The sequence below is a fragment of the Cuneatibacter caecimuris genome (assembly GCF_004216775.1).
Lineage (GTDB): Bacteria > Bacillota > Clostridia > Lachnospirales > Lachnospiraceae > Cuneatibacter > Cuneatibacter caecimuris.
The window spans coordinates 537,495-552,037 of the sequence record NZ_SGXF01000001.1 but is presented as its reverse complement, the minus strand read 5'-3'; the positions used below and the strand labels follow the sequence as shown (position 1 = coordinate 552,037).

Here is a 14,543-nt window from a genome sequence, read left to right as displayed (position 1 = left end):
TTCCTCCTGCCTGTATTAGCCCTCCGCGCCGTAAATACTCAGGAGGGCTTATATAATGGTATTATACAGACATGAAAAGAATAAATCTTCCTCTATTTTGACGAATCCATATCACTATTTTGACTTTTCCTGTAAGCCTGGGGAGTCATACCAGTGTACCGGCGAAAACATCTGATAAAATATCCTACATGATCAAAACCGTGCTCCATGGCGATATCAATCACACGTTTATCTGATTGAAGCAGCGCTCCTGCGGCCTGTTCCAACCGTATTTCATTCAGATAGCCTGTAAAGGTTTTGCCAAACAGCCTGCGGAAATAGCGGCAGAAATATTGTTCGTTCAGTCCAGTCAATTCAGCCATTTGCGATACGGTAAGCTTTTCTGAATAATGTTCCTGCATGTATCGGATCAATAGTTTTGCATTGGACAAAAGCTCGGGGCGCAGGGTGGATTCCGCAGCAGGAGTCAGGCAGTCATGTTCGTATAACAGAGCTAATATTTCCAGGAGGCGGGCTTTAACAATGATATGGGAAGGGAGAGAACCTTTTTCTGCACTGACGAAAGCGTCCCTGTAAAGGCGGCAGAATTCACAGTAACAGGGATGATCCGGCAGAATCAAGGGAGGAAAGCTGATCCGGCCTTCCAGAAGGGGCTCCAACAGGCCGGATTGGATATGGTCGCAGCCGCAAAATTGCAGCATATCCAGCCGGAAAACCAGAGAATTGGCCGAAGGGTTTTGGGATGCGGTCAGGGAGTGGATGGATCCGGAAGGGAACACTACAAAAGCAGGGGCGGCGATAACCTGCTCCTGCATGTTACATGAATAGTGAAAGCTTCCCTGCTCCAAAAATAAAATTTCTGTTTCTTCATGCCAGTGAAGGGGAACAGTAAAGTTTTCCGCCTGTTCCATTCTGTAGCAGGCCAGAGGAAAAAGAGAGGTTCCGTGCCGGGTTTGTTCTTTCAGAATATATTGTTCCATCATTCCCCCAGTTCTTCCCCGCAGCAGTTGACATTGCGGTAAAATTCCAACAGTTCTGTTTCCGGCATTGGCCTGGCATGGTAATACCCCTGAATTCTGTCCACCTCCAGCAGGCGAATGCGCTGCTCCTGCTTTTGTGTTTCAATCCCTTCGGCAATTACGACATATCCTGCCTGGTGCAGCATTTCAACCAGAATCCCTACAGTCTGGAAGGCATGGGGATTCCGGAAAGCCTCTGAAACGATGCTGTGGTCCAGCTTGACTGCTTCAAAAGGCAGTTCCAGCATACTTTTAAAGTTTGAATACCCAACGCCGAAGTCATCCAAATAGAATTGTATTTTTTTATTTATAAGTTTTTCAATGATTTCTTTTGCCTGTGCATAGCTGGATGTGATCATCCGTTCCGTAATTTCAATCCGCAGTTTTTCGGCAGGCACGTGATATTTATACAGTGCCTCCTCAATATGTTCGAAAAGCACGCTGCCGGAGAGCTGCTGAGCGGAGACATTAATTGAAACGGCTTTCAGGGGAAGTTCCGGATGCAGTCCAAGGAATGAACATACTTTTTCCAGAACGATCCAGGTGATATCTCCGATCAGGCCCGCCTGTTCGGCTAACGGAATAAATTCACCGGGACTGATCAGGTTTCCTTCCGGATCCCGCATGCGCACAAGAGCCTCAGCGGAACAAAAACGGCCGGTATTGCAGCAGAAAACAGGCTGATAAAATACTTCAAAATTATTTTCAGCAATATTTTTTTTCATATATTGAAATAATAAATTGCGCCGCTCCCAAAGCTGATTCCAGCTGCTGTCAAAATGGATCAGATAAGAGGGATTGTTTTTCTTGGCGCAGTCCATACCGAATTGCAGCCGTTCCATTACATCGCCGCTGCTGAATGATTCTTCTTTGCAGATAATATCGGTAATGGCGGCTGGAAGACTGCTGGAAAAACTGCCTACTGTCCAGGGTTCCGAAAACAGCAGGCGAGCCGATTCTGTGCGTGCCAGAGCGTCTTCTTCCGATTTAAATTCGTGCAGAATAGCGAATTCCACATTTCCAACATGGAAGACCTGACCCGTCGGAAAATAATTTTCCAGGCTTCTGGCCACTTTTTTCAGAAACCGGTTTCCATTTTGATAACCAAATTTCTGATTTACAGCGCCAAACTTCAGGAGATGGATTAATATAAGCTGAACAGGCCTTTTTTTATTGAGACAGTAATCCAGCTCAGTATAAAGCGTAGTTTGATTTTCCAGGAAGGTCAGGGTATTCTGCTCCACACGGCTGTTCTGAAAGCTGATGAAAATAATCAGAAAGCACAGCGCGGTGATCAGGCCATTCATCAGAAGTTCGGGGTAAACCAATTGGAATACGGTCATTATAATAATGACAGGGGGCATAATCCGTATAATTTTCTTCATCTGTGGAGGAAGCAGCCTGCGGTTGCGGAAAAAGCAGGCTAACAGCATGGTCAGTTCGATACCCAGGGCGGCATATCCTGCATAATTCGCCCATCCGTGATAATATTGGCCGTCCTGGAAATAAAACAGGCAGCCGGTAGGAATGTTGACAACGAGCAGTAGTATAATTGCAGATGTCAGGCAGCCAATGATGATAAGGGCATATTTCAGGCAATGAGTTTCGGCTGTATTTTCAAAGATCAGATAAAATAGGTAACTTGCAGTAGCGGAGCACATTAAATTTGAAGTCAGATAATAAAGTCCGCACAATATATGATTCAGCCAGTAAGGAACCTGATTATAATAATCAAGGACACAGACAGAAAGTATATTGATGAAAATGGATAACACGGCAAGTCCGAGGCATAAAGAAAACAACCTGCTTCTCAGCTGTCTGGACCGCCGGTCATCAAAATGAAACATGATCAAGATAAAAATAATGATCAATGCGGCCAGTTCGGCCAGAATAGAAAAATTCATATTGTCCTCCATGGGTGCGGAACAAAGCCAAGATAAATATATTTTACCAGACATGGTGAACAAATTCAAATCAATTTGACAAAAAAACCCTGCGGTTTTGGCCCGCAGGGTTTTACTGATCTATCTGCTCCACTTTTTCTTTCTGATGTAAATTGCCGAGGCGGCCAGGCCGGCTCCGGCAACTGCAAAGAGAGTAATCCAGAGGGGGGGCCTCCAGGTGGGTAGCGGTTTTTTCTTCAGTTTTGATAAGACCTGTATGGTGCGAAGCATTCTTGCTTCCGAAAAAAGCATCAGATGGGCTCGCTTCTGAACAGATTGGAAAAAATTTAATGCGCCCTCTGGACCGGAAGAAAGAAGCAGAAACAGAGCAAACTGAAACACTGGAGATTCTGCAGCCCTATGGTTTTGTCCGGGTGGCAGCCGATGAGGGTAAGGCGGTGGCCCCTGTCCTGAAAAGAATCCTGTCCAGGGTGAGCGAAAGAGAGTACAGCGGTCTGCTTACCCCCGCATACGTCAATGAGGTAATGCTGGCTGCGCACAGCTTTGGGAGCAGCCATGAGGGTTATATGGCAGGAGCTGCCCAAAAGAAGGATAAGCCTGTGAAGCTGTCAAAACAGCAGACGCACAAAAGCTGGAAGTGAACAACGCAATAGACGCTGTATTGAAAGCTCGGGAACTGGGACTGATCGGACAGGCTTCTGTCAATAGAGTAGGTACAGAATAAAGAACCCCCTGTGCCATCAGCACTCTGGAAATTTGCTGATGGCACAGGGGCTTTCGGAATCCTGCGGATAACAGGACTTGAACCTGCACGGGTGCTCCCACTGGAACCTAAATCCAGCGCGTCTGCCAATTCCGCCATATCCGCTGACAGCAGTATCAGCGTAGCATCCCGCCGGGAATTTGTCAAGAATTTTTAAACATGAAAGAGGCCAGATTATTTTGCGGCTTTCGCTGCAAACTCAGTAGTAACCAAATCGCCGTAGGGAAGCTTTGCATCCAGTTCGCCGGCGTCGATCAGGATTTCTTCCAGAAGCTCAAAGCTTTCCTGTTTGAAGATCAGATCGTCTTTCCAGGTATCCTGTGATTTATAGCGCTCTACAATAGTGGCGATGGTATTCACATCAGTATCATCGAACTGCGGCGCGATGACCTTGGCGATTTCTTCAGAGCTGTGGGTATTCACATAATCCATGCCTTTCTGAAGGGCATTGGTAAAACTCTGGATAATATCTTTATGGTTTTCCAGGTAGCTTTTTTTCACGCTGTAGGCCGTATAGGGAACATAGCCTGAATCCACGCCCAGGGATGCCACCACATGGCCGCTGCCTTCCTGCTCCAATTTTGTGGCGTGGGGTTCAAATTCTACGGTGTAGTCAGCGTCATTACTGGTAAAAGCTGCGGCAGTCAGGCCGAAGTCAATGTTCTGTACAATATCCAGGTCCGTGGCCGGATCAATGCCCTGCTGCTTCAGAATGTATTCAAAGACCATTTCCGGCATGCCCCCGGCGCGGCTCAGCATGATGAACTGTTTACAGTTGTTCCTGCGGCTGCCTGAATTCCTGGCTGAGGTTCCTCAGCAGCCATACTTTAAATAAATGTCAACATTTCCGTCCTGATCTACAATGATTTTTTGAACCAATATTTCAATATCCATCCGTGTTAAGGCCTTACTGGCGATGAGTTCATTCATCAAATTCCAGCCTGTTTTTAAGCCGGAATCTGTATCAGGCAAAGGAGCGGGGGCGTGGGCTGTCAGATTCTCTATGGCCTGCCCGATTTTCCGGATCCGCTCTGCTTTTTCTTTCTGGAGCCCGTCATACGTCTCTGAAATAATTTCACTCATGGCGGGATCAGAGGCAATTTCCTTTATTTTTTGCTTCACTAAAATTTTGAGCTCCTCCTTTTCCCGCTCCATATCCTGTTTCAGCTTTTGAAGGCTGTCTTGGTGAGAGAAGGCCGGGGCCGTCCAGTCAGCCGGATTAAAACTCTCCAGAACCGATTTCATATCGTCCAGTGAGATTGCCAAATACTGAATCAGAGAGTCTGTCAAAGTGCTTTCTTTTACCATATGGGCGGCAGAGCAGAATTGCTTTCCCTTTTTATTATATGTGCCGCATACATAATACTTCTGCCTGCCGGGCCGGTTAATGGCTGTCAGCCTGGCTTTGCAGTTCTGGCAGTAGAGGCAGCCGGAAAAAAGATTGACGTGGACGCGCTGGCCTCTGTAGCTGCTGTGATGGCGGCTTTCTTTCGTATCATATAATCGCTTCATGGTCTCGTCATCGAAAATCTTTGGATGATGATCGGGAAATATAAATTGCTGTTCCTCCGGAATCTTTTTATCCTTTCCGTTTATTGTGATACGCTCCCTTTTGTGTGTCCTCAGAACTCCGTTATTATAATCATTGAACAAGGTATCGCGCACCATACCAAAACTCCACCGGCAGGCAACCTGTTTATTGTATACAAGCCCAAGCGCCTCGTACCGCTCTTTCTCCAGCATGCTTGGAGTGGGAATGTTTTGTGCTGTCAGAATCTCTGCTGTTTTGCGGATTCCATTTCCCTCCAGATAAAGATCTTTTTCCAGATGGAGGATCGCGGCGGCTTCCTCATCAATCAGAATCAGCTGTTTATTGACAGGATGTCTCATATAGCCGAAGGGGGGCCGGGAGATCAGAGTCCCGTTTTCCTGCTCCATCCGCTTGATCCGTTTGACTTTTCTGCTGGTATTTTTTACGTGGCGTTCATTGTCCCAGGTTTTGATGCCGATTATATCGTCATCTGAACAAAATGAATCGTAATGATCGTCAATAAGTATGACCCGTTTTCCCATCTCCTCCATCTTTTCCAGAAAGAGGAGCACCTTCGCGTTGTGCCTTCCGATGCGGGATAAATCCTTTGCAGCAATAACCTGGATTGTGTCCAGATCAGCCATCATTCTCTGGAATTCAGGCCTGTCAAAGGAATAACCGGAAATGCCGTCGTCCTCATAAATACGGCGAACTACCATATTGTTTTCTTCTGCGAACTGCCGGATGATCTTTTTCTGATTTTCGATAGAAGAGTAATTCCGTTTATTATCATCCCTGGAGAGGCGGACGTAGCCGTCTATCATGATGGGGCTCCCGGCCGCTGCTGTGTTCATGAATTTTTCCTCCTCGCTGTGTGGGAACGGAGCACTTGAAGAAGCCCCTTTTGCAGTTCCTCTTCTCCTTCAATTATTGTGACAACCAGGTATCCCTGCCCGGCCAGCCGTTTTTTTTCATCGGAGAGATTCTGACAGTCAGAGCCTCTCTTCAGTAATAAATAGCGTACTTCCTTTTTGATAAGAACCACCTCTGCGCAGATTCTCTATATCTTATGCGAGAGACGGCATATCATAGATGTACGTTTAGTGAAAAAAATAGAAATAAAATATTCCAGCGAACTTACAAATATGATATACTAAAACCTGTGAGATAAGGATCGGTAACTTGACAACTTGATTGATCAGAAAGGGGATAAGGTGAAAGTTTGAGTATTACTAAAAAATTAAAGGAGAAATGGCAGGAGGCTGTAAGAGCCGTACTGCCGATAATTGGTATTGTGCTCCTCCTGTGTTTTGGGGCGGCGCCGATTTCACCAAGTATTCTGCTCTGTTTCCTGATGGGAGCCGTACTTCTGATAGTGGGCATGATGTTCTTTACCCTGGGAGCGGAAGTGGCGATGACGCCTATGGGGGAGCGGGTCGGGACTTCCTTAACGAAGAGTAAAAAGTTGTGGGTGGTGATATGCCTGTCTTTTTTACTCGGATTCATTATTACAATCTCGGAACCGGATTTACAGGTTCTTGCGCAGCAGGTGCCTGCAGTTCCGAACATGGTTCTGATTTTGTCTGTGGCGTGCGGAGTGGGCGTGTTTCTTGTTGTGGCCTTTCTGCGTATGCTGATTGGAATAGCGCTGCCGCCGCTGCTTCTGATCTTTTATATTTTTATTTTTGTGCTGGCATTCTTTGTACCGGAGGACTTCTTAAGCGTAGCATTTGATTCCGGCGGCGTTACAACAGGCCCCATGACGGTTCCTTTTATTATGGCCCTGGGTATTGGTATATCCTCAATCCGAAGCGACCGGCATGCTGCGGATGACAGCTTCGGACTGGTTGCACTCTGTTCCATAGGACCTATTCTGGCTGTAATGATCCTCGGTATGATCTATAATCCCCAGGAAGCTGCCTATATGCCTCCTGTCATTCCTGAAATTGAAAATTCAGCGCAGCTGTGGAGGCTGTTTGCTGTGGAGTTGCCAACCTATATGAAGGAGATCGCGGTATCCCTTCTGCCTATTTTCCTGTTTTTTCTCGTTTTTCAACTCCTGGTTTTAAAACTGTCAAAAAGGACTCTGATGAAGATAATCGTGGGTCTTGTATACACTTTTATCGGCCTGGTTCTGTTTTTGACAGGCGTTAATGTTGGTTTTATGCCGGCTGGGAATTATTTGGGCCAGGTGATCGCAGGACTTAAGTATCCCTGGATGCTAATTCCAATCGCAATGGTAATGGGTTATTTTATCGTAAAAGCTGAACCTGCCGTATACGTTCTGAATAAGCAGGTGGAGGAGATTACTGATGGAGCCATTTCAGCGAAGGCCATGGGACTGGGGCTTTCAATCGGTGTGGCAGTGTCTCTTGGTATTGCGATGATCCGTGTGCTGACCGGTATTTCCATCCTCTGGTTCCTGATACCGGGTTACTCTCTGGCGCTGGGGATTTCATTTTTCGTTCCGAAAATCTATACAGCAATTGCTTTTGACTCCGGCGGCGTTGCTTCCGGACCTATGACAGCGGCGTTTCTGCTTCCGCTGGCGCAGGGGGCGTGTGTGACTCTCGGCGGCAATATCGTGACCGATGCGTTTGGCGTAGTTGCCATGGTTGCTATGACGCCATTAATCACCATTCAGGTAATGGGGCTCTATGCCAGAATTATGAACAGCAGAAACAGCGTGAAGACGGATGTGGAGCAGCCGGTTTATGGCATTGACATGCTGGATGATGATGCCATTATTGAATTATAGGGCAGAAAGAATGCGAGGCTTTTATGAGTGAACTAAATTTAATGGTTACGATCAGCGACAGGAATCAGAGCAGGAGGTTTCTGGCGCTTTATAAAGAATATGAGGTCACCGTGGTCCTGATCTCGCTGGGACGGGGGACAGCGGCTGACGATATCTTAAACTCCTTTGGCTTAGAGGCTTCGGAAAAGGCTGTCCTATTTAGCATGGTGACGTCTAAGGAATGGAAGGAGATCAAGAGTGGTCTTGAGAAACAGATTAAGATCGATATACCCGGCACAGGCATCGCCTTTGTGGTTCCGGTGAGCAGCATCGGAGGGAAAAAGCAGCTGCAGTTTATGACAGAAGGCCGTGGCTTTGATAGAGAGGAGGAGAGTACATTGAAAGAAACGAAACATGAGCTTCTCGTGGTGATTGCCAATCAGGGATATACTGAAATGATCATGGATGCCGCCAGGGAGGCAAAGGCAATCGGAGGAACCGTAATTCATGCAAAGGGGACGGGGATGAAAAAATCCGAGCAGTTTCTCGGAGTCTCTCTTGCCGCGGAAAAAGAAATGATATTTATGGTGGTAAAGCGTGAAGATAAGAACGATATAATGCGTGCGATTATGGATAAAGCAGGTCTGGAAAGCAAGGCAAAGGCAATTACCTTCTCCCTTCCTGTTACAGAGACAGCGGGAATGCGCCTGATCGAGGAGGAAGAGGAGTAGAAAGGCAGAGATGTTTCACTGTGCTGCTGCGGCCCCCGGCGCGGCCGCCCAGGACAGTTTTGCCCTTGATATCTTCCCACTGAAAGTCAGGCTCTTCATTGCGGCTGACCAGGAAGTTCCCGGCGCGCTGGGTCAGTTGGGCGAAGTTGACGGCATAGTCTTTTTCACCCTGGGAATAGATATAGATGGATGATTCAGAACCCATAAAACCGATATCGGCGGCGCCCGTCACCAGGGCGGTCATCACTTTATCAGCTCCGAAACCTGTCACAAGGTTCAGATCGATCCCTTCCTCTTTGAAATAGCCGTTTTCAATGGCTACGTACTGGGGAGCGTAAAAAATGGAATGCGCAACTTCGTTCAGAGTGACCTTTGTAAGCTCTTCTCCATCTTTCTTTCCGCACCCGGCGAAAGCCAGCAAACAGGTGGTGAGAAGCAGGGCTGCACAGCAAAACAGTGAAATTGTTTTTTTCATTAACTCAGAAACCTCCATAGGATTTTTGCATAATACATAATATTGCAGAGGAGATAATCGGTGCATGGCTGGTAGCAGTTGCTTTCTGAAACAGGAGATGTTACACTCAGTTTAGCAGAAAAATTTGTGGGAAAGGCAGGTATGGATATGAATTTTCAATTTGCGCACTATAATTACAATGTAATGGATTTGAAGCGGTCTTTGAAATTTTACCAGGAAGCTCTGGGTTTAATTGAGGCGCGCAGGAAAGAGGCGGGGGACGGCAGCTTTATTCTGGTGTATCTGGAGGACGGAGCCACTGGTTTTCAGCTGGAGCTCACATGGCTGAGGGACTGGGGGAAGGATCGCTATGAACTGGGGGATAATGAGGTCCATTTGGCGATGGCTGTGGATAACATGGAAGAGGCGCATCAGAAACATGAGGAGATGGGCTGCATCTGCTATGAGAATCCTGGGATGGGGATCTATTTTATTCAGGACCCTGACGGATACTGGATTGAAATTGTTCCGGCGAAATAGTAGGAGGAAAAATGGCGCTGTTTTATAGATTGTCAGATGGGATGGAGCATGTGGAAAAGCCTGAAGATGCGGGGGAATCTGAAATTGCGGCGGTACTGAATGGAGAAGAATGGAAAAAGTTCCAGGGCCGGGGAAGGCTGCCGGAGGCATCCTCTGTTCCATGGTATCCAGAGATCAGAAACTGCAAGGCAGAAACGCACAGAAACTGTCTTGCGGGAACCATTGCGGCTCCGGACCGGCGGCGCCTGCTGGGCGGAAAGCACTGCGCTGTTTTTTATGTGAATCAGGATGGCATTGTGCTGGTGACAGATTCAGAAGCGGTCTGCAGTGCGGCGGAAAAAATTGCGGGGCTCCGGAAAAATCAGACGAAGGGAAGATTCTTTTTTGAACTGCTGCAGGAACTGACGCAGGATCATGGAAAATTGCTGGATCATTATGAAGAAGTACTGGGAGGTATGGAGGAATCTATTCTGAAAGAGGTGGGAAAAGATTTTCTCACTTATATGCTGCGGGTGCGGAAGGAACTGATGGTCCTGAGGCGGTATTACAGACAGATGGAAGAGATGGCCCGGGAATTGGAGGACGATGAGGGCGGGTTTTTTACGGAGGATGAGCACAGCGATTTCCATCTGCTGGGAGACCGGGCCGGCAGGCTGGAGGATCTGGCCATGCAGCAGATCGAATATTGTATTGAAGTGAGAGAGCTCTATCAGGGACAGGCCGACAGGCGGATGAATAAGACCATGCAGCTGCTGACGGTGCTGACCACCACCTTTTTTCCGCTGACTTTGATTACAGGCTGGTACGGAATGAATTTTGAACATATGCCGGAATTACATTCTCCTTTGGGGTATACGGCAGTGATCGCAGTCAGCGTACTGATTGTGGCGGCCAGCATTATTTTCTGGAAAAAGAAGAAGTTATTTTAACGGAACCGTTCTCCCAGACCGACGCTGCGCCTGGGCAGCGGAACAGGGAAAACGGAAAAGGAGCCGTCTGATTTTAAGGAGATCAGGGTTCCGCCGCGGTACTCTGAATGATGGTGGGGGCTGTAGGCCAGATAATCAATGGATCTGCCGTATGTCAGCCTGACTCCGTCGCAGGTGATGGAGAAATCATTGAGATGGTCGTGGCCGCAGAAAATCCCCCGGGTGCTTCCAAGGCTCTGAATGCTTTCCCATAGTTTCCCGTCATGTTCCGGGCAGCAGATGCTTTCCCTGCGCTTTCCAAAATGATGGGAAACGCCGGGATCGCCGGACATATAGCGGTCCCAGCCCTCCCGGTAAATAGCGGGCGGGATATGGAGAAACATCAGAGAGGGAATAGTACGTCCTTCCCGGGAACTCAGATCCCGGATCTTTTTTTCATACCAGTCAACCTGGCTGTCCCGGATTTTATCATATTCCCGGTTCAGCCCGTTCCAGATATAGGAATGGGAATCCATAAGAACCAGGGCGGTATTGAGGCTGCCGTCCGCATTCCGGACCTGTATGACCTGGTTTCCGAAACCTGATACTCCGGGAATGGGAGGGCGGTGCAGCACCCCGTCGGTGCGCCGGAAGGAGGAGTCCAGTTTCCGGTAACCGGCTGTGGTCAGGGTATCCACATCATGATTCCCATAGGTAAAAGCCCAGGGAATATGCAGCTTGCGCATCATACGGCGGACAGCGCGCATGGCCCCCAGGTTATTGGTGTTTAAAGACTGAAGCGTGGCATAAGTCAGATCTCCGGTGATGATGATGAAATCCGGCTTGGTCTGGTGCGCCAGGCGGGATACTGCCTGAACGGCCCTGCGGTCTGCCAGGTGGGTGAACCAGCTGCCTGCGATATGCAGGTCAGTGAGCTGCAGGATGCGGAAGTCCCGGTCCTTTGCAAGGGTTAGTACATAATCGCCTGTCTCTGTATCGCGCCTTACCTGACGAACCTGGTCGCTCACAGGGCGGAGCGCTTTCAGGCTGCGCAGAAGATGGCGTTTTCCGTGACGGACTTTACTGCCCAGATAAATCAGGCAGGAAGTTGCGCCGGAAGCCAGAATGGTCAGCAGGCCGGCTTTTTTCAATGTCATGGGTATTCCCTCCTTTGAGATACCTTCATTATAGAGAAGAGACGCACGGCCGTCAAGGCTTGAAAAAATAAAAGACCGGCATACTTGATTATCAGATATAACCTGCTATAATAATCAGGAATCATTCCGGCCAGCCGGAAAAATCGGGAGGACATCTTAATGAAGGACTGCGTATTTCTGAAAGCAGGAGAAAGGTTTTACAAAGCCAATCTGCACTGCCATACCACTGAATCTGACGGGAATCTGACGCCGGAAGAGACAAAGAAGGAATATAAGAACAGAGGATATTCTGTTGTGGCCTTTACGGACCACTGCAAATACAGCTGGCACAGGGAGCTGGACGACGAGGAATTTTTAGCGCTGGCGGCGTATGAATTCCAGGTGGATGAACAGCCCTGGGGGAACCGCGCCAGAACCTATCATGTAAACCTCTATGACTGCGCTCCCTGGGACAAAACGGAAGAGAAACAGAATACCTGCCTGCCCGGATGTATTTATGGAGACGTGGAGGGGCTGAACAAGTTTGTGGAGAAAATGAGGCTCCGGGGGTTTCTGGCCTGCTATAACCATCCCTACTGGTCTCTGCAGACCATGGAAGATTACCGGGGCCTGGAAGGTTTCTGGGCGATGGAGGTTTATAATTATAACTGTGATCAGGAAGGAATGTATGGCAGCCATGCCCAGGCTTATGACGAGATGCTCCGGGCCGGGCAGAAGCTGTTCTGCGTTGCTGCGGATGATAACCATGATTGCTTTTCCCTGGGGCATCCGCTCAATGATTCCTTTGGCGGTTTTATTATGATCCAGGCAGAAGAATTTTCGTATCAGGGGATCATTAAGGCCTTAAAAGAAGGATGTTTTTATTCCTCTATGGGGCCGGAAATACAGGCGCTGGAGGTAAAGGACGGAAAAATCGTGGTAAAAACATCTCCAGTGAGCAGGATCTATCTGAAACAGCAGGGCAGAGAATGCAGATGCGCGGCGGCAGCGGGAGATAAGCTAGAGGGCGCGGAGTTTCCTCTTGACGGCCGGGAAGGGTATGTGCGTGTGGAATGCAGGGATGCCCGGGGGCAGTATGCCTGGAGCAACGCATACTTCCTTTAAAAGTTTTGGATTCTGGCGGCAGAAAAACAGGGCGCTTTGGCGGGAAAATTACTTTTGCCAAAGCGCCCTGCAGTATGCGCATTTTTTGCTGATTCAGCCGATTCCCAGGTTTTCTTCAAAAGCCTTTACAAGCTGAGCCTGGTATTCATCATCAAAAGTGCCGTGAAAGAGCTTCGGAGCAGCCTCATCCAGCAGTCGCTGCCAGCTCTCCGCTTCCTTATTTGCCAGGATTGGATAAAACCTGACGCCGTTTTTCTGAGCGGCAGCATAATCGCCGGGAGCGTCGCCCACCATCAGGGTTTTTTTCGGATCATAATCCTTTTTCAGAAGTTGTCCGATGCAGAAGGCTTTGGAGCCTGCCTCCTGGGAAAGCAGCACTCTGGTATCCTCTTTCAGATGATGAAAGCTCCATTCCTCCTCTACAGCCTGGCCATTGGCAGAAGATACTGCAGTCAGATCCGCGTTCTTGCACAGCTCGTCCATGGTTTCTTTCACATGGGGATAGGGCAGCGCCTGAGGGAGCTTGCGGATGGACCGGTTTGTGCGGATGCTCCAGAGAAGGGCCAGCTCCATACAGGGGCAATCATTGCGCTGGCATTCTGCCAGAAGAGCGGGATTGGATAGTTCGGGCGCTTCATGAGTCCAGCGGACAAATTCTTCCAGCCCTTCAGCAGGGTAACCCATTTCTGCCACTTCCTGCAAAGCCATGGCCAGCGCCTTAAAACGGTTGATGCCGCGGGTAGCAGAAAACAGATTGATATCCAGCCAAAGCTGCAGAGCTTCCTCTTGGATTTCCTCCAGGCCATAAGTGGTGATCCATTCCGGTCCGAAGCAGCGCTCATGTTTGATATTCATGGTGTCCATAGCGCAGCCGTCGCTGTCGATGCAGATCAGATAATCATGCTGTTTGTCATAGTCAAAATATCCCATAAGTAATCCTCCTTTTATAATTACAATATACCCGATTTAAAGGGTACAGTCAATGGACGGGAAAAAGCAGAGAAAAAAATACACGGCCTGATGAAAAAAACATAAAAACCGGCCTGTCTGGAGACGGCCGGTTATGAAACATATTTTATTTCTTTTTCTGGTCCTTATTCGGAAAATCCGGACCGCCTTTGCGCATCTGGTCGATCAGGCGCTCAATCATCTGCTTTTTCAGGTAAACGTCAAATCCAAGCGCGCAGATAAAAGAAAAAGTCTGCAGCATCTCCTGCTCTTCCGGCAAAGCGTCCTGAAACGTTTTTCCGGCTGCCTGAAATTTGGAAAAGACATCCTTCATCAGCTGGTCCATAGCGTCTTTTTCCAGAGAAAACACTTCTGAATAGATTGTTTCCAGGTCAATGCCGTCTTTCGCCGTGAAGTAACGGTCCTCCAGAGGTTTGAGCAGAGTCTGGATATCGCTGATGGATAAAAAACCTTTATAATAATAGATAAAAAGCAGAAGAAGCATGTGCTCCCTGGAATATTTCTTTTTCTCCGGCGGCGGCAGCAAATCGTTCTTTGCATAATTGTTTATCATGGTTTTTGTCAGAATTTTGTCATCCTCATAGCGTTTTGCATGAGCCAGATGAGCGTCCATAAATGTTGTAACCTGATCCATGTACAGCGCGATGGCAGGAATGTCATCAGGTTTGATATAATCCATCTCGGAAAGGTGATGAAAGATATCACGTAATATTGTACGGTCCATGT

13 protein-coding genes, 1 tRNA gene and 1 pseudogene are annotated in these 14,543 nt (G+C 48.1%); 6 read left to right on the top strand and 9 right to left on the bottom strand.

The window, feature by feature from the left end:
* Positions 1-92: 92 nt before the first annotated feature.
* Positions 93-983 (bottom strand): AraC family transcriptional regulator, encoded by an 891-nt coding sequence (locus EV209_RS02620; protein WP_130432771.1) that lies wholly within the window; start codon positions 981-983, stop codon positions 93-95.
* The gene (locus EV209_RS02615) at positions 980-2,923 is read right to left on the bottom strand and encodes an EAL domain-containing protein (RefSeq protein WP_165388790.1); all 1,944 of its coding nucleotides are present in this window, start codon (positions 2,921-2,923) and stop codon (positions 980-982) included. The genes EV209_RS02620 and EV209_RS02615 overlap by 4 nt, the downstream gene beginning before the upstream one ends.
* 242 nt (positions 2,924-3,165) lie before the next feature.
* On the opposite strand from EV209_RS02615, the gene EV209_RS02610 reads away from it, so the two are divergent.
* A complete protein-coding gene (locus EV209_RS02610; protein ID WP_165388789.1) occupies positions 3,166-3,564 on the top strand; it encodes a hypothetical protein in 399 nt (132 codons plus the stop codon).
* A gap of 145 nt (positions 3,565-3,709) precedes the next feature.
* Here the strand turns inward: EV209_RS02610 and EV209_RS02605 are convergent.
* The 3 genes and pseudogenes from EV209_RS02605 to EV209_RS02595 form a co-directional block, all read right to left on the bottom strand.
* Positions 3,710-3,791 (bottom strand) — tRNA-Leu (locus EV209_RS02605).
* A gap of 69 nt (positions 3,792-3,860) precedes the next feature.
* Positions 3,861-4,448: pseudogene (locus EV209_RS02600) on the bottom strand (ABC transporter substrate-binding protein); the annotation flags it as partial.
* A gap of 51 nt (positions 4,449-4,499) precedes the next feature.
* The gene (locus EV209_RS02595; protein WP_130432764.1) at positions 4,500-6,071 is read right to left on the bottom strand and encodes a recombinase family protein; all 1,572 of its coding nucleotides are present in this window, start codon (positions 6,069-6,071) and stop codon (positions 4,500-4,502) included.
* Between the two features lie 374 nt (positions 6,072-6,445).
* Between EV209_RS02595 and EV209_RS02590 the strand changes: the two genes are divergently transcribed.
* Positions 6,446-7,975 (top strand): DUF1538 domain-containing protein, encoded by a 1,530-nt coding sequence (locus EV209_RS02590; protein ID WP_334295312.1) that lies wholly within the window; start codon positions 6,446-6,448, stop codon positions 7,973-7,975.
* A gap of 23 nt (positions 7,976-7,998) precedes the next feature.
* Complete coding sequence (locus EV209_RS02585) at positions 7,999-8,685, top strand: P-II family nitrogen regulator (RefSeq protein WP_130432760.1); 687 nt, start codon at positions 7,999-8,001, stop codon at positions 8,683-8,685.
* Here EV209_RS02585 and EV209_RS02580 read toward each other — a convergent pair.
* Positions 8,639-9,160, bottom strand: coding sequence for an ABC transporter substrate-binding protein (locus EV209_RS02580; RefSeq protein ID WP_130432758.1), 522 nt, complete (start codon positions 9,158-9,160; stop codon positions 8,639-8,641). The two genes, EV209_RS02585 and EV209_RS02580, sit on opposite strands and share 47 nt — an antisense overlap.
* Before the next feature lie 147 nt (positions 9,161-9,307).
* Between EV209_RS02580 and EV209_RS02575 the strand changes: the two genes are divergently transcribed.
* Positions 9,308-9,679: a VOC family protein gene (locus EV209_RS02575; RefSeq protein WP_130432756.1), complete on the top strand. Its 372-nt coding sequence runs from the start codon at positions 9,308-9,310 to the stop codon at positions 9,677-9,679.
* A gap of 11 nt (positions 9,680-9,690) precedes the next feature.
* On the top strand, positions 9,691-10,608 hold the full coding sequence (locus EV209_RS02570; RefSeq protein WP_130432754.1) for a magnesium transporter CorA family protein: 918 nt from the start codon (positions 9,691-9,693) through the stop codon (positions 10,606-10,608).
* Here EV209_RS02570 and EV209_RS02565 read toward each other — a convergent pair.
* Positions 10,605-11,744, bottom strand: coding sequence for a metallophosphoesterase family protein (locus EV209_RS02565; RefSeq protein WP_130432752.1), 1,140 nt, complete (start codon positions 11,742-11,744; stop codon positions 10,605-10,607). The two genes, EV209_RS02570 and EV209_RS02565, sit on opposite strands and share 4 nt — an antisense overlap.
* A 159-nt stretch (positions 11,745-11,903) precedes the next feature.
* On the opposite strand from EV209_RS02565, the gene EV209_RS02560 reads away from it, so the two are divergent.
* Entirely contained in the window at positions 11,904-12,848 is a 945-nt protein-coding gene (locus EV209_RS02560; RefSeq protein WP_130432750.1) for a CehA/McbA family metallohydrolase domain-containing protein, read from the top strand.
* 93 nt (positions 12,849-12,941) lie between these two features.
* Here the strand turns inward: EV209_RS02560 and EV209_RS02555 are convergent, their stop codons facing one another.
* Together EV209_RS02555 and EV209_RS02550 are read right to left on the bottom strand one after the other, a co-directional pair.
* Positions 12,942-13,778, bottom strand: coding sequence for an HAD family hydrolase (locus EV209_RS02555; RefSeq protein WP_130432748.1), 837 nt, complete (start codon positions 13,776-13,778; stop codon positions 12,942-12,944).
* A gap of 145 nt (positions 13,779-13,923) precedes the next feature.
* Positions 13,924-14,541, bottom strand: coding sequence for a DUF1836 domain-containing protein (locus tag EV209_RS02550; RefSeq protein ID WP_130432746.1), 618 nt, complete (start codon positions 14,539-14,541; stop codon positions 13,924-13,926).
* Between the last annotated feature and the right edge of the window lie 2 nt (positions 14,542-14,543).